We start from the raw sequence: 17,131 nt of genomic DNA on the forward strand, positions 1-17,131 counted from the left end.
CACCCCATGAGAGGTACGGCCTCTCACCACCCGATCGAGCGCATCATCACACACCAGTTCACCGACCCAGTGATCCAAAAAGTGCGAAACACGAGAGGCCTTGTCGTTGCCGTAGCTGCCGTACTCGTTCTCGACCTGGACGGCGACGATCGGGCCGCCGCGCGAGGTCTGGAGTTCGGCGAGGACAGGGATCAGCTGGTCGAACCACTGATCCACGGCAGCCAGGTAGGCGGGGTCGGCGGTGCGCAGGCGCAGGGACTCGTCGGCGAGCAGCCAGGCCGGGAGCCCGCCCAGGTCCCATTCGGCGCAGATGTACGGGCCGGGGCGGGCGATCACATCGAGGCCGAGCGAGTCGGTCTCGCGGATGAAGGCCGCGACGTCGTGCCAACCGTCGAAGCGGGCCGGCCCGGGGGTGGGTTGGTGGAAGTTCCAGGCGATGTAGAGCTCGACGGTGTTGCAGCCCATGGCGCGCAGCCGCTGCAGCCGGTCGCGCCACAGTTCGTTACTTGACGGCGCCCGCGGTGAGACCACTGCGCCAGAAGCGCTGCAGTGCGAGGAAGGCGACGAGCAACGGGACCAGCGAGACGAATGCCCCCGTGATGGGGAGCATCTGTGGGACGCCGTTGGCGAACTCCGAGCGCCACTGGACCAGGCCGACGGTGACCGGCAGCTTGGAGGCGTCGTTGATCATGAGCGCGGGCAGCAGGTAGTTGTTCCAGACGCTGACGAACTGGAACAGGAAGATCGTCACCAGGGCCGGGGCCATGACCGGCAGCGCGATGCGGAAGAAGGTCCGCCGCTCACCGGCGCCGTCGATGCGCCGCCTCCAGCAACTCGTCGGGGACGGACGCCGACGCGTAGATGCGCGAGAGGTAGACGCCGAAGGGGCTGACGAAGCTGGGGAGCAGGACGGCCCAGTATGTGTCGGTGAGCCGCAGCTCGGCCAGCAGCAGGAACAGTGGCAGGGCGAACATCGGCGCCGGGATCAGCACCGAGGCCAGGATCACGTTGAAGATCGTCTCGCGGCCGCGGAACCGGTACTTGGCGAGGGCGAACCCGGCCATGACCGACAGCAGGATGCTGGCGGCGGCGCCGACCAGGCTGTACAGCGCGCTGTTGGCCAGCCAGGAGGAGAAGACCCCGTCCTGGAAGGAGAAGACGCGGCTGAGGTTACCGCCCAGGTCGAAGTGCGAGAACCACAGCGGGCTGCCCTGGTGGAGGTATCCCTCGCCCTTGGTCGCCGAGACGAACAGCGACCACAGCGGGATGAGGGTGTAGAGAGCCATCAGGCCGAGCAGAGCGTTGACGGCCAGGCGTTCGGTGAGTGGACTGCGGGTGGTGGTCATGCGTCGGCCGTCCTTCGCTGAGTGAACTTCAGGAACCCGAAGGAGAGGACCAGCGTCACGAGGGCCAGCAGAACCGATTCGGCGGCGGCCAGGTTCGGGTCCGCCTGGGAGGCGGTGAGCGTGGTGTTCATGATCGGACTGAACTTGTTGGAGGCGCCGGGTATCCGCGCGGCGGCGAGCACGGCCAGCTCGGTGTAAAGCTGGGCGGTGCCGATGATGGAGAACACCGTCGTGAGGACAAGGGCCTCGGTAACTGCGTGAGGCATGGTGAACGGTGCTGCCAGGGATATAGAGGAGCCGTTGGCCGTGGCTGGTGAGCAAAGCGATCAGCAGGGCGGCTCCGCCCGCGTTCAGGTCGACTGCCCAGGTCACCGGTGCGTCCTCGGCCGGTGCGAGGACGTCGCCTATCAGCTCCAACAGTTCAGCCTCGTTGTTGGGTACTCGGCGCGAGAGCACCTTCGATCCGTCCGTGTCGATCACCGTGCAGTGGTGCGCGGCCTTGCCGACATCCGTCCCCGCCCAAAGCTCGGGCACCCGAGCCTCCCTCGTCGATCGGTTGCCTGGTCCCTGCAGGCGACCACGCCGACGTGTCCTTACAAAGCGATCTCTGTTCGCTCATCCCAATGAGTGGCCCGTGTCGTCGCGGGGCACTGCGCGGCCAATCAGTCAAAGCCACACCTACGGCATGAGCGCTTTCAGCCACACCCAGGCCCCTGGGTCTCCCGATCGGACGAAGGACCGGAATCAACCCGCCAACAAGGTAAGGAGCGCTTCACCTGGCCATTCCGAGCACCAAAGTGGCCATACCCTTTGACCTGTGCACATGCGCCTCTGAAGTACTCCGGGGACGACCGTCCGCTGTACGTCCGACGCGCCGCTTCGGGCGTCGTGCTATCGGGTTCGCATCCGGCACACGCTTCATGCGTGAGCGATGAGTAGCGATGAGTTTGGGCGGCGGATCGGGTCTGCCCTGGCATGACTCGAATCATCGCCGACATCTCGGTCTCTCTCGACAGCTTCGTCACCGGGCCCGACCCCGCCCCGGACAACGGTCTGGGCAGCGGCGGTGAGGTCCTGCACACCGGGGCAATTTCCGACGACCCCGACGACCGCCGGGTCCTGCGCGAGGCGACCGCCCGCTCGGGCGCCGTCGTCCTCGGCCGCCAGCTCTTCGACGTGGTCGACGGGCCGTACGGCTGGGACGACAAGTCCGGCTACGGCGCCGACGAGGTCGGCAAGCCCGCGTTCGTCGTCGTGACAAGCTCGCCGCCGAAGTCGGTGCGGCTCACCGACCTCGACTGGACGTTCGTCACCACCGGTCTGCCTGGCGCCGTCACCGCCGCGCACAAGCGCGCCGAGGAGGCATCGTCGGACAGCGGCAAGGACCTCGACGTCGTCCTCATGGGCCGCGGCGCCACAATCGGCTCGGCGCTCGACGCCGGGCTGGTCGACGAGCTGACGCTGCACCTTGCGCCCGTCGTGCTGGGTGCCGGGACGCCACTGTTCACCGGCGGAGCGCCGCGCACGCTGGTGCAGCGGAGCATGACCTCGACATCGACCGCTACGCACCTGACCTACGACGTCCTCCGGTGATCCGATGACCACCGTCAACGCCAACGAGATCGCTTTGGGTATCGAGTCGTTCGGTGACGACGACGCGCCACTCGTCCTGCTAGCGGGCGGGACGACGATGCTCTCCTGGCCCGACGCGCTGTGCGAGCGCCTCGCCGCCGGCGGGCGCCGTGTGGTGCGCTACGACCTGCGCGACAGCGGGGAGTCGACGATGACGGATCCGGAGGCGCCCGCCTACACCCTGCGCGGCCTCGCCGCCGACGCGGCGGCCCTTGCCGGCGTGCTCGGCGGGGGGCCCGCGCACCTCGCGGGGATCGGCGTCGGCGGGATGGTCGCCCAGGTGGCCGTGCTCGACCATCCGGACGCGTTCTCGGCGCTCACCCTGGTTGGCACCCGCCCGGTTGCCCCTGGCCCGCCCGACGATGACCTCCCCGACCATGACCAGGCAACGATGAGCCGACTGTTCGCGCGCCCGATGCCCGATTGGACCGACCGCGAGGCGGTTGCGGAGTTCGCCGCCGCCGGCGCGGAGATCCTCGGCAACGACCCCGTCGCCGCCCGCGCAATCGCCGCGCGCATCTGGGACCGCACGCCCGGCACCGCACCCCCGGTCCAGATGGCCAACCAGATCGGCATGGTGTTTTCCAGGCTCGACTGCAAACCCCGCTGGCGCGAGCGCCTGCCCGAGATCGAGGTCCCCACGCTCGTCGTCCACGGCCGCCGCGACCGGTTCTTCCCCGTCGGCAACGGCGAGGCGATCGCACGCGAGATCCCCGGGGCACGAATGCTCGTCCTCAAGGAGGCCGCCACTGCGATCCCCGATGCGGCGGTCGGCGAGGTCACTGAGGCGATGCTCACGCTCGGATAGGGAACGGCGGGTAGCGCGCGGGTCCAGCCTCCACGCAGCAGTGGACGTCGGAGGCTCGATCCGCCCGCGCGCCCGCGATCGGCCCCCGCGGAACTCTCGAAGGCGGTTCCGATAGCCGTGGTCCGGGATCGTCAGCGGATCGAGGCCACTCTGTCAGACTTGGGCTACGAGATCGTCCCTCTGCACTGCTCCACCGGCACTGTGACGGTGTGACCTGGCTAACAAGCGACGTTCTAACGCAGTCGTGTTGAGCTACCCACCACACGAGGGTGAGGCTACCTGGTGGACCAGAGGTTCTTCGAGTACGTGTGATCACCCTGCAGGGAGCCAAGGGCCGTTGTGCGAGCGGTCAACCGGAACGCTCAAAGTGGCCAACTGGAGCACGCAGTACCACAACCAGCCGATTCAGTCACCCGCGAAGTACGGAACTAGCCAGTCGGACAGGGTCTATACGGTTGGACGGCCCTCCTCGTGGGTCAGGGTGTATCGCCAGTCCAGTGGAAGCGGCCCGCCCCGCCGGGGCGTGGGTCGTACAGCGCGCGTCCGCCGAGCAACGATCCGAGGTCGGTGAGCAGGGTGGTGTCGGTGTCCAGCCTGTAACGCCCAAGAGCAGCCCGTCGAGCTGCCCGCCTACCCCTCGGCGCCGGGCCCAGGTCGGGGGTCGTTATAGACGTGGCTGTAGATCCGGCCGCGTAACGGCCGGGTGCATGTCCTGACCGAGCCAATGGGCGGCGGTTACGACAGCCACCAGGTGTACGCCCCCGGGCAGACGGTCACGCTGCCCGATTCGATCGGCGCCCCGGTGACCGTCGATGTCGCCGAGCTGATCCGGGCCGGCCGCCCCCGGAGCTGATCAGCCGGCGGCCGCCTCCTGGAACAGGGACACCGGGGTGTCGAAGACGCCGCCGCCGATCCGGCCGTGCGTACCGGTCTCCTCGATCATGCCGAGCAGCACCATCGGTCCGGTACCGGCTGCGGTGATCCGGGCGGCGCTGGTGCCGATGTACTTGCCCGCGCCGCCCGAGGCGCAGGGGGCAGCCGGCCCGGTCCCGGCGGCGAATGGACGCGCCAGCAGCCTGGCCGGCCGGTCGGCGGCGTCCTCGGGAAGATGCTCGCCGAGCGCGGCGCGTACCGTGGGTGCGTACTCCAGGGCCTGACCGCCGAAGCCGAGCACGTCAACCACCGCGCTGTCACCGACCGCACCGAGGGCACGGCGCCCTTCGTGGGCCGGTTCGACCGAACCGCGGGGCGGGGTGGCGGAGGTGGTGAACCAGCGACCCGGAGTTCCGGCCAACTGCACCCCGAATTCCTTGCCGTTGCCGCCGGCCCGGGTGATCAGGGTGGCGTCCGCCATCCCTTCGGCGGCGCCGAGGGTGAGCGAGGCCGCGGCCATCCACAGGTTGAGGGCGAAGGCGCCCGCGCCGTCGAGGAAGGCCGTGGACCGCTCGGACAGCCCGGGCCCGGGCGATGCGGTGCCGCTCGCCGGTTCCCGCAGCCGCGCGGCGACCAGCCGGGACCCGGCGAGCGTGCGGCTGTGGCACTCGTCGCCTTCGGCGAGCGCGGCAGACATCAGGGGATACAGCTCGACGGGACCGGCCTCTAGTGCGGCCGCCAGCGCGGCCGTCAGTTCCTCGGCGAAGGCGCCGTTGAGCCAGCGGTGGTGTGCCACGATCCGCAGGTCGGAGGTGCCCAGGCGCAGGGCGTACTCCTGGCCCTCGTTGAGCACCGCGTATCGCACCCGGCGCGAACCGGTGGCCGTGGTGGTGTCGGTGTGGGTGTCGGTGTCCGACGGTCCCAGGTCATGCACCACGTGCAGGGCCATGGACGGTGAGACTGCGCCCGCGAGCGGCACCACGATGTCGTGGTCCTGGGCCGCGCCCACCGGCACCTCGCCGGAGACGACCAGCCGCCTGCCCTCCTCTATGCCGTCCGCCCAGCCCTCGAAGACGCAGGCCAGGGCGAGCGAGTTGAGCACCGGGGCGGGGATGGTGGCCGGGTCGCTGAAGGGCGGCCCGGCGTGCAGCAACAGGCGGTCCTCGCCGAGGACCTCGCGCACGGTGGTCATTCCGGTCCAGGCCGGGCGGCAGCGGGCCAGCAGCTCGAAGGCCCGCTGGTCGGCGTCCGGGACAGGTGCTGGGGCCGTGGTCGTGTCCGGGGTCGTCGTCATGACTGCGCCACCTCGGCGCCCCCGTCGCGCACCCACGTCTCGGAGAGCGCGAGTGCGGCGGACTGGGCGGGGCCGTTCAAGAAGTCGCGCTCCACCGTGGAGCCGGGCAGGACGGCGTCGTTCACGGTCACGTGCGCGGCCCCGGCGGTCCGGAACACGCTGAACATCTCGTGCTGTCCGGTGCCGGACTGCGGTCCGGGGACGTCCACGGCGAAGGGGGTGCCGAGGTCTTCCCACGTCATCGCCAGGGACAGCCCGCGCTCCTCGGCGCGCGCCGACTCGGTGTGCATCGTCGCTCCGTCGCCCTGGGTGGTGAACGCGGCGCCGCCGACCAGTTCCAGTGCGTCGAGCGCGGCGGTCGCCGGGCGGAACAGCACGAAACGGCGGACGAAGCCGTCGATCAGGAAACGGGCCAGCGGCTCGTTGTCGGTGAGCGCCAGCCGTACCGGAGCCGGGGCGTCCGCCCCCTCGGCGCGCTTGTCGTAGGGGTCCTCGATGGTGAGGACGAGGCTGCCGGGGCCGAAGTCGGAGGCCGTCACGCGGAAGAACAGCGAGAGCGCGGACCAGTCGCCGGCCGGGTCCGTCTTGAGGTAGATGAAGGGGTTGTCGCCGGTCCAGTCGACCTTGCCGGGGCGTACCACGTCGGCCATGAGCGTAAGTCCTTGTCTGTGCGGGGCGGTGGGGCGGGATTCTGACGGGCTGGGCTGGGCGGTGCGGGGCTCAGAGGCCCTGGGCGGCGCGCAGTTCCAGGAAGTCGGAGGTCGGCTCCCAGCCGAGCAGGTCGCGGGCCCGGTTGCTGGAGAAGACGGAGGCGCGGGGGTTGGTCCGGTAGAGCCGGGGGTTGCGGATCTCCGGCAGCTCGCCGAAGCGCTCGCGGTACCACTCCAGGGTGGGTTCGGGCCGGCAGGTGTCGGCGGCGGAGAGGAAGAACGCGCCGTACCGCAGCCCGTCGGTCTCCAGAGCGGCGCGGAAGCCGCGGGCGACGTCCTGGGCGGTGACGTAGTAGTAGAGCCAGTGCAGTTCGGGGTTGTCGATGAAGTCGACGAACTCCGGCAGCGTCTCGGGCAGCACCACGGCGAGCGGACGCAGACAGATGACGTCCATGTCGGTGCCGCGGGTGAAGCTCAGCCCCATCTCCTCGATGATCCGCTTGCTGACGCTGTACGCCTGCACGGGGCGGTTCTCGTGGTCCTCGTCGACGGAGAGGTAGCGGGGTGTCCAGTCGGCCCGCATCTCGGAGAGCCCGCAGGCCGAGATGGACGAGGTCAGGACGACCTTGCGAACGCCGTTCTCGGCTGCGGCCTGGAGCACGTGCCAGGAGCCGAGGGTGTTGACCCTGATGTACGACTCGGGGGCGGCCTTCCAGTCGTAGTCGATGGCGGCCAGGTGGACGACGGCGTCGGCGCCCTTGGTGACCTGACGGACCGCCTCCAGGTCCATCACGTCCGTTGGCACATAGGTGACGGAGGCGTCGGACGCGACCCGGTCGGCGTTGGTGACGTCGAAGGTGCGCGCCAGTTCCTCGACGACGTACCGGCCGACCCGGCCCGAACCGCCGGTGACGACGACCTTGGAAATGGGAGGCATGAGTGGTTCCTCTCGGGACTTGAGTTGTTGGAGCGGTTCTTGAGCGGTGGGAGGTGCAGCGGTGTCAGAGGTCCAGGACCAGCCGCTCGCACCGGGTCCGCGAGACGCAGATCATCATGTAGTCGCCCGCGGCCCTTTCGTCGGCGTCGAGCACGCTGTCGCGGTGCTCGGGCTCCCCTTCCAGCACCCTGGTCTCACAGGAGCCGCACGTACCCGTTTCGCAGGACCAGTCGACCCGCACGCCGGCGGTCCGCAGCACGCTGAGCACGGAGGTGCCGGCCGGTACCCGGTGGCTGCTGCCGTCGCCGGCGAGCACCACCTCGAACTCGCGGTCTTCCGCGGCGACTTCGTCCCGTACGGGGACGGCGGCGAACCGTTCCAGGTGCAGGTCCCAGCGGCCCTCGCACGCTGCGTGGAGCTCTTCGAGGGCGGTGAGCAGGGGGCCGGGGCCGCAGGAGTACACCGCGGTGCCGGGTGCGACACCGGACAGCAGTGCGCCGAGGTCGAACCGGCCGTCGGTCTCGTCGGTGTGCAGCCGCACCTGCCCCGGTCCGCAGGCGGTCAGTTCGTCGACGAAGGCCATCCGGTCCCGGTCACGGGCGAGGTAGACCGCGCGCCAGCGCTGCCCGGCCCGCTCGGCGGCGCGCACCATCGCCAGGACCGGGGTGACCCCGATGCCTCCGGCGATGAACAGGTACTCGGGGGCGGCCGAGACCCGGAAGTGGTTGCGGGGTCCGCGCACTCGCAGGGTGTCGCCGGGCCGGATCCGGTCGTGGACGTGGACCGAACCGCCCCGCCCGTCCGCCGAGCGCAGCACCGCGACCCGCCATTGGGTGCGGTCGTCCGGGTCCCCGCACAGGGAGTACTGGCGGACCAGTTCACCGCTGTCCGGTCCGGCGCCGGGCAGCAGCAGGTCGATGTGGGCACCTGGTTCCCATGGCGGCAGCTTCGCCCCGTCGGGTGCCCGCAGGGTGAGCGCGACGATGTCCTCGGCGACCCGCCCGCACGATTCGACCCGGAGGGTCAGTGTTCCGGGCGGTCCGGATTCCACGGCGGGCGGCTCGGGGAGTTCGGCCGGCGGGCGCGGTGCCTCGGGCCGCTCCAGTTGGAGGGTCATGGTGTTCTCCTGGGGTGACACGGCGAATGGGACGCACTCGCGTGGTGAGGATGTGTGCCGCAGGGGCAGGGCCGCGTGCTGACGCGACGGGGCCGCGTGGAGGAGTGGTGCAGGACAGGAGCCGGTAGGGCTCAGGAGGTGGCGCGGCTCGTGTACCGCTCGGCAAGCCACTGGTTGAAGCGGACCAGAACGACCTCGCTGGGCGCGTACCGGCCGCGCGGGGCGAAGCGGGAGTGCAGCCCGCGCTGCACGCCGGACCAGGCGAAGACGTCCTCGACCATGACGCCCGCGAGGTCCTCCTTCTCCTTGATCCAGTTCTCCTCGAAGTCCGGGCGCGCGAGCGTGGATTCGGGGTAGAGCCAGGTGGCGCCGAAGACCGACGACTTGGTGCCGGTGGGCAGCCAGAGGAAGTACTTGACCTTGTCGGGCATGGCCACGATCAGCAGGTTCGGCATGACGGTGACGTAGGAGAGCCGCTCCTGCTCGTGCACGGTCAGCCCGGGAAGTAGCGGCTGGAGGACCTTGCCGGTGTGGGTGGGCGAAGAACCGGCTTCGCGGCCGAGGATGTCGTACGCGATGATGCCGCGCTCGACGTCGTTGAGCTCGGAGTCGAAGTCGATCCGCTCCTGCGGCGTCGGGTAGACCGGGTTCCAGGTCTTGGCGTGCAGATGGGCGCAGTGGTAGCACTCGTCCGCGAAGATCTTCCAGTTCCACTCGTACGGGTCGAGTTGCTGGGGCTCGGCCGCGCGCAGTTCGGACATGCCGTAGGAGGCGAGCTGCTCGGAGAGGTGGCCGAGGCGTTCGGCGACCGGGGCGATGGTGTCGTCGAACGTGATGAAGACGAAGCCCTCCCAGACCTCCGAGCGGACCTCGGGCAGCCGGACGGCCGCCTTGTCGAAGCAGGGCACGTCGTTGAGGTCGGGGGCGGACTGCAGCACACCGTCCAGGCCGTAGACCCAGCTGTGGTACGGGCAGCGGAACCGGCGGGCGTTGCCGCGGCCCTCGATCAGGGGCATGGCCCGGTGCTGGCAGACGGCGGACCGGACATGGACCTCGCCGTCGGCGCCGCGGACGACCATCAGCGGGTCGTCGCCGACGGTGACGGAGTAGTAGTCGCCCTTGTTCGGGATGTCGGTGGCCCGGCCGACGCAGAACCACTCGTGGCCCCAGACGGCATCCATCTCGAAGGCGTGGAACTCGGGCGAGGTGTAGCAGGCCGGAGGCAGGGACACGGCCTGTTCGATGCCGGTGATGCTGGGCGCGAAGTCCTCGACGGGGAGGGGGCAGACGGGTGCGGGGCTGTTCATGAGGTACTCCTGTCGGGCTGGGACGGGGCTCCGGAGAGGGCGGCCGGGTTCGGGCGAGGGGGTGGCGGGGTTCAGGCAAGGGCGGTGATGAGGGCCTTCATCCAGGGACCGAGGTCGCGCGGGAGCTGCGCGCTGATCAGGTTCCGGTCGACGACGACGGGCTCGTCGATCCAGTCGGCGCCGGCGTTGACCAGGTCGTCGCGGATGGCGGCGACGCTGGTGAGGGTCCGGTCCCGCAGGATTCCGGCGGAGACGGGGACCCAGCCGCCGTGGCAGACGATCGCGAGCGGCTTGCCCGCCTCGTCGAAGTACCGGACCAGGTCGAGCACCTGGGAGGAGCGGCGCAGCAGATCGGGGGCGAAGCCGCCCGGTACGACCACCGCGTCGAACTGCGCCGCGTCCACCTCGTCCACGGCGACGTCCACGGGGTACGGGCCGTAGCCGGACTTGCCCTTGACCGGGTCGCGGGTGACTCCGGCCACCACCACGTCGGCGTTCTCCTCGCGCAGCCGGATCACCGGGTAGAGCAGCTCCGACTCCTCGAAGTAGTCGGCGGCGAGGACGAGAATCTTGCGGCCCTTAAGCGACATCGGCTTTCCTCCGGCACATCAGCACACCGTTCGGCCGGTGTGTTCATTCACAGTAAACACAGATGTTCACGGTGAAGAACACCCTTGTCAAGAGCTGCCGGGTCCGCGCGGGAAGGACGCACACGAGAAACGCCCCCGGCTCCGCGAGGAGAAGGGGGCGTGGAGAGAGCAGCCGCGGTCAGATGTCCGCGGCGGGATCGGCCACCGAGAACCACACGGCTCGGGCCCGTCGGTCGCCGGCGTTCCAGAAGCGGTGCGGGCTGGTGGAGTCGAACGCGATGGAGTCACCGGGGCCCAGGGCGAACTCCTCGAAGGCGATCCGTACCCGCAGCTCCCCCTCCAGGACCAGCCCGTACTCCCGCCCGGAGTGCCGGATGAAGCGCTCGCCGGGCGCCGAGCCCGCCCCCACGTCGTACACGATCTCGCGGAAGTCCACGCCCCGTTCGGGGTAGGGGGTGAGCAGCTCCCAGCGCATGCCGGTCTCCACCTCGATGGCCCGCCGCGCCCCCGCACGCTGTACGAACCTCGCCTCCCCGGCCGTCGTGGGCGGGGCGCTCGCCGGCGCCGCACCGCCGTCGTCCGCGGCCGGACCACCGCCCACACGTACGTCGCCCACAGAGCCCTCCACCGAACCTGCCGGACCCGCCGCACCCCCTGAATCGCCCGGTCCCACCGAGTCGGCCGAGTCGAATAGGCGGTCCATCGACAGCCCCAGCTCGGCCACGGCGTCGTACAGCATGCTCACCGAGAGGGCCGTGCGGCCGCGCTCGGCCTGGGAGATATGGCTCGGTGAACAGCCCAGTCGGCGGGCGAGTTCCCGCAGGCTCATCCCCTTCGCCTCACGGGCGGAGCGCAACCGCGCGCCCAGTGCGACCCAGCGCCCCTTGTCGCCTTCGGTGGGTCCTTCAGTCGTCACCCCGGTAGTCATGTGCACGAGTGTACAGAGACAGCACACAAAACCGATCTGATCGGCCACGTTGATATCAAGATGTTCACAGTCATTGACAGGTGTTCTGTGCAGGTGGACAGTAATGCGCCATCGGGACTCGTGTGTTCACCCGAAGCGCCAACAGAGCATCCGGCATTCCCCTCGTATTTCCGCCGATGTCACTCGCTGGTGCAGAAAACACCCCACCCATACACTCTCTGAACGCCCCGTCGCCTGTCGGCGCGGCGTCCTGCTCCGGGAGCTCCCTCATGGCGACGACCTCGATCATCGACGACAGTCCGCTGTCGCGATTTCACAAGAAACTGCTGATCCAATCCTCCGGCGGGCCGTTCCTCGACGGATGGCTGCTCAGCATCGTCGGTATCGCTCTGGTCGGCATGCAGCCCGATCTGGGGCTGAGTGCCACCGAACTGAGCCTCGCCGGCGCCGCCGCGCTGATCGGCATCTTCATGGGCGGTCTTGTCTTCGGACGGGTCACCGACCACATCGGCCGCGAGCTGATGTACACCCTCGACCTGCTCATCCTGGTCGGCGCCTCGCTGCTCTGCGCGTTCGTCACCGACGGCTGGCAGATCATCGCGCTGCGGTTCGTCGTCGGTCTCGCCATCGGCGCCGACTACCCGATCGCGACCGCGCTGCTCGCAGAGTGGCTGCCCGCCAAGAAGCGCGGCGCAATGCTCGGCTCGCTCGTGGTCGCCTGGTACATCGGCGCCACGGTCGCCACCATGCTCGGCTTCCTGCTCACCGAGTGGCTGGGCCACGGGGCGTGGCGGATCATGCTGGCCAGCGCCATCGTGCCGGGAATCATCATCCTGCTGCTGCGCGTCGGCACACCCGAATCACCGCGCTGGCTGATCTCCAAGGGCCGGACCGACGAAGCCAGGGCCGTGGTCCGCAAGGTGTACGGGGACGACGCCGACTTCGACAGCATCACCTCGGTCGAACCGCAGACCACCGTCCAGCTCGGCTTCCGCGGCCTGTTGCGCGGCGAGTACCTCAAGCGCACCTTCTTCTGCGGCATGTTCTATCTGTGCGCCGTCACCCCGGTCTTCGCGATGTACACCTTTGGCCCGACCGTGCTGGCGTCCTTCGGACTCGACGGCGGCAACCTCGAAAACCTCGGCGCCACGCTGATCAGCGTGGTCTTCCTGATCGGCTGTCTGCCCGCGCTCCGCTGGTGCGAGACCACCGGCCGCCGCCCGTTGCTACTCTGGTCGTTCGCGATCATGCTGATCCCGTTCACCGTGCTCGGCCTGTTCCCCACCGGCCCGGCCGTGCTGGTCATCGTCTGCTTCTGTCTGTACGCGCTGGCCTCCGGGGGGCCGAACATCCTGGAGTGGTCCTACCCCAACGAGATCTTCCCGACCGAGATCCGGGCCACCGCCATGGGTGTGGTCACCGCGATCTCCCGGATCGGCGCGGCGATCGGCACGTATCTGCTGCCGCTCTCGCTGAACAAGTACGGCAACGGCCCGACCATGCTCATGGCTGCCGCGCTGACCCTGGCCGGTCTGATCGTCTCGCTGCTGCTCGCACCGGAGACCAAGGGCAAGTCGCTCTCCGAGGCCAGCAGTATCGGCACCGCCACCAAGGACGCGAACGGTCCCGTGGCCACCGAACCGACACGCACCGTCGTCTGAACCACCTCTCCGGACAGGGGTACCCCTCGCCCCCGTCCCGGCGGGCCCGGCCGGCTACGACACCGGCCGGGCCCTGTCCGTCCCCCAATTCGCCCACACCTCGCCCGCACCTCGACCAGGAAGAGCACGCCCATGCCCCCGCCCACCGCCACCGTCCCCCCGCACGAGCTGACCCTCACCCGGGCTGTCCACGCCCTGGAGTCCGGTGAGCTGACCGCCTCCGCGCTGCTGGCCAGCTGCCTGGAACGGATCGATGCCCGCGAGTCCGTGGTCGGAGCCTGGGAACACCTCGATCAGGACGCCGCCACGCGTCACGCCCGGCTGCTGGACGACGGCCCACGCCGGGGACTGCTGCACGGTGTCCCAGTGGGCGTGAAGGACATCATCAACACCGCCGACCAGCCCACCGGATACGGCTCACCCCGCCACCGGGGCCACCGCCCGGCCAGCGACGCCTGGTGCGTGGCCCGGCTGCGCGCGTCCGGCGCGGTGCTCGTCGGCAAGACGGTGACCACCGAGTTCGCCTACTTCACGCCCGGCCGTACCGCGAACCCGCACGACCCGGACCACACCCCCGGCGGCTCCTCCAGCGGTTCGGCCGCAGCCGTGGCCGACCACATGGTCCCGCTCGCCCTGGGCACCCAGACCGCCGCGTCGACCATCCGCCCGGCCGCGTACTGCGGCACCGCGGGCCATGTCGCCACGCCGGGCACCTTCCCCCTCACCGGCATCGCAGGCCTGAGCCACACGCTCGACTCCCTCGGCCTGCTCACCCGCACCGTCGAGGACCTCGCCCTGGCCCGTGCGGCCCTGCTCGGCCGCGCGCGGCGCAGTGCGGACGCCGCCCTGCCGGACGTCCCGCACCCAGTGATCCTTATCTGCTCCGGCACAGACACCGCAACGCCGGGCCCCGCATACGGTTTCCACCCCACCGACCCGGTCATGGACCGGGCCATGGAGGACACCCGCCGGGCGCTCGTCGCCGCCGGGGCCGAGGTCCGCGAGCTGGCGATCGACGCGGATCTCGCCGAACTGGTCCGTACCCACACCACGGTCATGGCGTACGAGGCCGCCCGCGCCCTCGCCGACGAGTACGACGCGGGCGCCCTGCCCACCACGTACGCGGCCCACCCGACAGGCGCAGCGACCGACACGTACGAGGCCGGGCCCCCGACCGGCGTCCCCGGGGAACAGCCCCTCAGCGCCCCTCTGTACCAACTCGTCGAGGACGGTCACCGGGTCTCGCGCACCGACTACCTGGCCGCGCTCGACCACGCGGCCGAACAGCGCCGCCGCCTCCATGCCCTGTTCGAATCGGCGGACGCCGTCCTCGCTCCGGCCGCCCCCGGCCCCGCCCCCGCCGGCCTTGCCGCCACCGGTTCCCCGGTCTTCAGCCGGCCCTGGCAGGTGCTGGGACTACCGACCGTGACGGTCCCGGGCCACCGGGACGCGAACGGCCTCCCTCTCGGGGTGCAGTTGATCGGACGGGTCAGCGGCGACGAACACCTGCTGGCGGTCGCCCATCGCATGGAACACCTGCTGACCCCGCCAACCGCCTGACGAGCAAATCCGCCGCCCCGGCATCATCCGGTTCACCGCGGCTGCCCGACCGAGCCGTCCGGCGCCCACTCGCCTCGGAAGCAGCACCTTCACAACCGCTGGACCTTCTCGCCGTCCGGCACCAAGCAGCCGGAGTCGACCATCAGGCTGAGGCTCGGCGGGTCGATCTTGGCCATCTCGACGATCTTGACGCTGTGCTTCTTCTTGTCGTTGTCGGCTGTGAGGTTGATGTTCTGGTTCTTGCTCGTGACCGGCCCGTAATCGACGACCTTCCAGCCGTGCTTGGGCAGTTCCTTCTGACCCGCTCCATCACATCACCGAGCTGGTCGGCCGATGCCGGAGTGAAGCTCCACGGGTTTCGCGGACCCCGCGGTTCTTGATCTCAGTGAGGACCTGCAGCCACTAATTCGCCCCCTCGCCGCCGTCACCGGCCCACAGACCCACAGGCCCAGGAGGTCCCGGTGGCCGCCCGCCGTCACGGCCAAGGCCATGTAGACGGGCCGGTTGGCGACCTGCCCGTCCCTGACCTTCACGTTCACGCAGTCGATGAAGACGACCGGGTAGACGCGGCGGTTTCCATCGGTGGTTGCGACTGCTGAAGGGAGTCTGTGCGATGCCGAAGTATCCGCCGAACCGGTTGCCGTTGTCGGTGCCGAAGAGCTACTTCGAACTGCGTAGAGGTGGCCTGAAAGGGGCAGCCGCTGCCCGCCGGGTGGGCGTATCCACCAGCGCAGGCTCGGTGTGGTTCATCAAAGCTGGACGCATGCTGCTGCCCGACAAACCCATCGACGACCGCTACCTCACCCAGGACGACCGGATCACGATCGCCGAGGGCCTGCTCGCCAGCCGCACGCCAGCCGTGATCGCCGAAGAGGTCGGCAAGCACCGCTCCACCGTCTACCGGGAGATCTCCCGCGGCCGAGGCCCCGATGGCACGTCTTCGATCTCGTCATACAGCTGCTTGGGCGTCGCCGGGTCGTCCTTCCCGGCGATGCTGTTGTGCGAGATCTGCCGGGCGATCAGCTGGTCTTTCTCCTGCGGATCGTCGATCAGCATCACGTCGATCTCGTCGAGACCGGCGTCCACGGCCGCGTCGATGCGGTGGTTCCCGGAGAGGACGAGCTCGCGGCCCTCCTCGTACTCGCCCGCCCCGTAGACGAGGGGGACGCTGGTGAGGCAGCCGTCTGCGCGGACGTTCTCGACCAGGCGGTCGTACTCCTCCTTCGTCATGTAGCGGGCGTTGACGGGGAGTCGGGTGAGGAGCCGCGGGTCGCGGCGCACCAGGCGCGGCTGGAGGCGTGTGGGGCGGGGGGTGGCGGTCATAGCGCGTCCGATCCGTGCTTGGTCTTCCACAGGGTGAGGGCTTCTTGCAGGTCGTAGGAGCCGAGGGGGCCGCCGTACTGGAGCTGATAGCGGTGGATCCCATCACCGGCGTCGCCGGGTTCTGAGCGCTTCTGCAGCTTCACGCCTGGGATGCCCCGCCCGTACTTCGCCGAGTTCGGCCGGTCGGTGAACGCGGTGGTCGCCCAGCCGGTGATCCGCTTCGACAGGGACCGCTGGATCAGGAGCTGTGCCTCCTTCGTGGAGGCCGCCATCACGATCAGCTTGGCGAGGCGCCGGTACCGGGTCCACGACACCGGGAAGTCCGACATCAGGTAGGCGGTGTTCGGGTCGAACTTCGGCGGGAGGTACGCGAACGCGCCGATGAGCTTCCCGTCGACGGCGACACCGCAGGCGATGAGCGGCGCCCCCGGCTTGATCGTCTTGGACATGAACTGTGAGCGGACCGATGCGAACTGGCCGCCGGTCAGGATGTGCAGGCTCATCCGGTCGCCGAGTTCCTCGTCCTTGCCGATATTCGGCATGGGGATCGTCTCGATCGGCTGCCGGGGGCGGACGATGCGCCGGGGCCCGTCCGCCGCGTACACGTAGATCGGCAGGCCGCGGTTCGCGGTCTGCACGACACCGGCCAACTGGTCCCGCAGCTCCGGGCGTTCGATGTGCAGGCCCAACACCCAGTTCGGCCGGTCCTGCACCTGCTCGATGATGCGCTCTTTGCCGTCCTCGGTGAGCTCATCGAACGACGGCTCGGGCCAGGCGAACACCGAGTCGATCGGCGCGAATCGCCGTTGCTCCTGCCGGCTAGGCTGGTCCCATTAGGGTGCGTTTCGAAAGTGGATCAAGCTAGTGTGCCCCGGTGACAGAGACGCAACAACGCCGCGACGTAGGCTCGCCTAGGGCGCCTGCGGGTGGAGGACCGCGTACAGGGCATCCACCAGCTGCCGCTGGGTCTGCACAAGTCGTTGATGAGTCACGAGGAGCAATTCACGATTGACCGGCGGCCAGGCTGGAAGATCATGGAGAACGTGGACCCAGGACAAGTAGTGGTCCCCCGCGTCACGGGCAAACGCAACGACGGACCTAACCG

At 69.5% G+C, this 17,131-nt stretch carries 17 protein-coding genes and 5 pseudogenes; 6 read left to right on the top strand and 16 right to left on the bottom strand.

What is annotated here, in order from left to right; all coding sequences use genetic code 11:
- From ACFU6I_RS43820 to ACFU6I_RS43840, 5 genes and pseudogenes are all read right to left on the bottom strand, one after another.
- A partial coding sequence (locus ACFU6I_RS43820; protein ID WP_384378706.1) for a beta-galactosidase occupies window positions 1-531 on the bottom strand: 531 nt, incomplete at its 3' end.
- The gene (locus ACFU6I_RS43825) at window positions 503-766 is read right to left on the bottom strand and encodes a hypothetical protein (RefSeq protein WP_384378709.1); all 264 of its coding nucleotides are present in this window, start codon (window positions 764-766) and stop codon (window positions 503-505) included. The genes ACFU6I_RS43820 and ACFU6I_RS43825, both read right to left, overlap by 29 nt.
- A gap of 34 nt (window positions 767-800) precedes the next feature.
- Entirely contained in the window at window positions 801-1,346 is a 546-nt protein-coding gene (locus ACFU6I_RS43830) for a hypothetical protein (protein WP_384378748.1), read from the bottom strand.
- Complete coding sequence (locus tag ACFU6I_RS43835) at window positions 1,343-1,612, bottom strand: hypothetical protein (protein ID WP_384378751.1); 270 nt, start codon at window positions 1,610-1,612, stop codon at window positions 1,343-1,345. Before ACFU6I_RS43835 ends, ACFU6I_RS43830 begins: the two co-directional genes overlap by 4 nt.
- A gap of 37 nt (window positions 1,613-1,649) precedes the next feature.
- Window positions 1,650-1,880 (bottom strand): annotated as a pseudogene (locus ACFU6I_RS43840) (transposase); the annotation flags it as partial.
- 441 nt (window positions 1,881-2,321) lie between these two features.
- Here ACFU6I_RS43840 and ACFU6I_RS43845 point away from each other — a divergent pair.
- The 3 genes and pseudogenes from ACFU6I_RS43845 to ACFU6I_RS43855 all read left to right on the top strand — a co-directional run.
- A complete protein-coding gene (locus ACFU6I_RS43845; RefSeq protein ID WP_384378712.1) occupies window positions 2,322-2,939 on the top strand; it encodes a dihydrofolate reductase family protein in 618 nt (205 codons plus the stop codon).
- 4 nt (window positions 2,940-2,943) lie between these two features.
- A complete protein-coding gene (locus ACFU6I_RS43850) occupies window positions 2,944-3,786 on the top strand; it encodes an alpha/beta fold hydrolase (protein ID WP_384378715.1) in 843 nt (280 codons plus the stop codon).
- 691 nt (window positions 3,787-4,477) lie between these two features.
- A pseudogene (locus ACFU6I_RS43855) lies at window positions 4,478-4,639 on the top strand (Uma2 family endonuclease); the annotation flags it as partial.
- Here ACFU6I_RS43855 and ACFU6I_RS43860 read toward each other — a convergent pair.
- From ACFU6I_RS43860 to ACFU6I_RS43890, 7 genes are all read right to left on the bottom strand, one after another.
- Window positions 4,640-5,953 (bottom strand): DUF1116 domain-containing protein, encoded by a 1,314-nt coding sequence (locus ACFU6I_RS43860; protein WP_384378718.1) that lies wholly within the window; start codon window positions 5,951-5,953, stop codon window positions 4,640-4,642.
- The gene (locus ACFU6I_RS43865; protein ID WP_384378721.1) at window positions 5,950-6,603 is read right to left on the bottom strand and encodes a hypothetical protein; all 654 of its coding nucleotides are present in this window, start codon (window positions 6,601-6,603) and stop codon (window positions 5,950-5,952) included. Before ACFU6I_RS43865 ends, ACFU6I_RS43860 begins: the two co-directional genes overlap by 4 nt.
- 70 nt (window positions 6,604-6,673) lie before the next feature.
- Window positions 6,674-7,540, bottom strand: a complete 867-nt coding sequence (locus ACFU6I_RS43870; protein WP_384378724.1) for an NAD-dependent epimerase/dehydratase family protein — start codon at window positions 7,538-7,540, stop codon at window positions 6,674-6,676.
- A 64-nt stretch (window positions 7,541-7,604) separates the two neighbouring features.
- Window positions 7,605-8,657 carry a PDR/VanB family oxidoreductase gene (locus ACFU6I_RS43875; RefSeq protein WP_384378727.1) on the bottom strand — a complete coding sequence of 351 codons (1,053 nt, stop codon included), beginning with the start codon at window positions 8,655-8,657 and terminating at the stop codon, window positions 7,605-7,607.
- A 131-nt stretch (window positions 8,658-8,788) separates the two neighbouring features.
- Complete coding sequence (locus ACFU6I_RS43880) at window positions 8,789-9,964, bottom strand: aromatic ring-hydroxylating dioxygenase subunit alpha (protein ID WP_326791775.1); 1,176 nt, start codon at window positions 9,962-9,964, stop codon at window positions 8,789-8,791.
- 71 nt (window positions 9,965-10,035) lie between these two features.
- Window positions 10,036-10,554, bottom strand: coding sequence for a type 1 glutamine amidotransferase domain-containing protein (locus ACFU6I_RS43885; RefSeq protein WP_384378730.1), 519 nt, complete (start codon window positions 10,552-10,554; stop codon window positions 10,036-10,038).
- Window positions 10,555-10,732: 178 nt separating this feature from the next.
- Window positions 10,733-11,482 (bottom strand): helix-turn-helix domain-containing protein, encoded by a 750-nt coding sequence (locus ACFU6I_RS43890; RefSeq protein WP_384378733.1) that lies wholly within the window; start codon window positions 11,480-11,482, stop codon window positions 10,733-10,735.
- A gap of 269 nt (window positions 11,483-11,751) precedes the next feature.
- On the opposite strand from ACFU6I_RS43890, the gene ACFU6I_RS43895 reads away from it, so the two are divergent.
- Window positions 11,752-13,143: an MFS transporter gene (locus ACFU6I_RS43895; protein ID WP_384378736.1), complete on the top strand. Its 1,392-nt coding sequence runs from the start codon at window positions 11,752-11,754 to the stop codon at window positions 13,141-13,143.
- Window positions 13,144-13,275: 132 nt separating this feature from the next.
- Entirely contained in the window at window positions 13,276-14,703 is a 1,428-nt protein-coding gene (locus tag ACFU6I_RS43900; protein WP_384378739.1) for an amidase, read from the top strand.
- Between the two features lie 405 nt (window positions 14,704-15,108).
- Here ACFU6I_RS43900 and ACFU6I_RS43905 read toward each other — a convergent pair.
- Window positions 15,109-15,269 (bottom strand): annotated as a pseudogene (locus ACFU6I_RS43905) (transposase); the annotation flags it as partial.
- A gap of 197 nt (window positions 15,270-15,466) precedes the next feature.
- On the opposite strand from ACFU6I_RS43905, the pseudogene ACFU6I_RS43910 reads away from it, so the two are divergent.
- A pseudogene (locus tag ACFU6I_RS43910) lies at window positions 15,467-15,562 on the top strand (hypothetical protein); the annotation flags it as partial.
- 38 nt (window positions 15,563-15,600) lie between these two features.
- Here the strand turns inward: ACFU6I_RS43910 and ACFU6I_RS43915 are convergent.
- The 3 genes and pseudogenes from ACFU6I_RS43915 to ACFU6I_RS43925 all read right to left on the bottom strand — a co-directional run.
- Window positions 15,601-16,026 (bottom strand): ParB/Srx family N-terminal domain-containing protein, encoded by a 426-nt coding sequence (locus ACFU6I_RS43915; protein WP_384378742.1) that lies wholly within the window; start codon window positions 16,024-16,026, stop codon window positions 15,601-15,603.
- Window positions 16,023-16,568 (bottom strand): hypothetical protein, encoded by a 546-nt coding sequence (locus tag ACFU6I_RS43920; RefSeq protein ID WP_384378745.1) that lies wholly within the window; start codon window positions 16,566-16,568, stop codon window positions 16,023-16,025. Before ACFU6I_RS43920 ends, ACFU6I_RS43915 begins: the two co-directional genes overlap by 4 nt.
- A pseudogene (locus tag ACFU6I_RS43925) lies at window positions 16,569-16,820 on the bottom strand (hypothetical protein); the annotation flags it as partial.
- Window positions 16,821-17,131: the final 311 nt, after the last annotated feature.

Origin of the sequence: Streptomyces sp. NPDC057486 (assembly GCF_042802415.1) — a bacterium.
Taxonomy (GTDB): domain Bacteria; phylum Actinomycetota; class Actinomycetes; order Streptomycetales; family Streptomycetaceae; genus Streptomyces; species Streptomyces yanii.

What these genes read in the sequence shown, in the direction of transcription:
- ACFU6I_RS43825 (WP_384378709.1), bottom strand. Translation starts at nt 766, where the DNA reads ATGGCCCCGGCCCTGGTGACGATCTTCCTGTTCCAGTTCGTCAGCGTC.
- ACFU6I_RS43830 (WP_384378748.1), bottom strand. Translation starts at nt 1,346, where the DNA reads ATGACCACCACCCGCAGTCCACTCACCGAACGCCTGGCCGTCAACGCT.
- ACFU6I_RS43835 (WP_384378751.1), bottom strand. Translation starts at nt 1,612, where the DNA reads ATGCCTCACGCAGTTACCGAGGCCCTTGTCCTCACGACGGTGTTCTCC.
- ACFU6I_RS43845 (WP_384378712.1), top strand. Translation starts at nt 2,322, where the DNA reads ATGACTCGAATCATCGCCGACATCTCGGTCTCTCTCGACAGCTTCGTC.
- ACFU6I_RS43850 (WP_384378715.1), top strand. Translation starts at nt 2,944, where the DNA reads ATGACCACCGTCAACGCCAACGAGATCGCTTTGGGTATCGAGTCGTTC.
- ACFU6I_RS43860 (WP_384378718.1), bottom strand. Translation starts at nt 5,953, where the DNA reads ATGACGACGACCCCGGACACGACCACGGCCCCAGCACCTGTCCCGGAC.
- ACFU6I_RS43865 (WP_384378721.1), bottom strand. Translation starts at nt 6,603, where the DNA reads ATGGCCGACGTGGTACGCCCCGGCAAGGTCGACTGGACCGGCGACAAC.
- ACFU6I_RS43870 (WP_384378724.1), bottom strand. Translation starts at nt 7,540, where the DNA reads ATGCCTCCCATTTCCAAGGTCGTCGTCACCGGCGGTTCGGGCCGGGTC.
- ACFU6I_RS43875 (WP_384378727.1), bottom strand. Translation starts at nt 8,657, where the DNA reads ATGACCCTCCAACTGGAGCGGCCCGAGGCACCGCGCCCGCCGGCCGAA.
- ACFU6I_RS43880 (WP_326791775.1), bottom strand. Translation starts at nt 9,964, where the DNA reads ATGAACAGCCCCGCACCCGTCTGCCCCCTCCCCGTCGAGGACTTCGCG.
- ACFU6I_RS43885 (WP_384378730.1), bottom strand. Translation starts at nt 10,554, where the DNA reads ATGTCGCTTAAGGGCCGCAAGATTCTCGTCCTCGCCGCCGACTACTTC.
- ACFU6I_RS43890 (WP_384378733.1), bottom strand. Translation starts at nt 11,482, where the DNA reads ATGACTACCGGGGTGACGACTGAAGGACCCACCGAAGGCGACAAGGGG.
- ACFU6I_RS43895 (WP_384378736.1), top strand. Translation starts at nt 11,752, where the DNA reads ATGGCGACGACCTCGATCATCGACGACAGTCCGCTGTCGCGATTTCAC.
- ACFU6I_RS43900 (WP_384378739.1), top strand. Translation starts at nt 13,276, where the DNA reads ATGCCCCCGCCCACCGCCACCGTCCCCCCGCACGAGCTGACCCTCACC.
- ACFU6I_RS43915 (WP_384378742.1), bottom strand. Translation starts at nt 16,026, where the DNA reads ATGACCGCCACCCCCCGCCCCACACGCCTCCAGCCGCGCCTGGTGCGC.
- ACFU6I_RS43920 (WP_384378745.1), bottom strand. Translation starts at nt 16,568, where the DNA reads ATGCCGAATATCGGCAAGGACGAGGAACTCGGCGACCGGATGAGCCTG.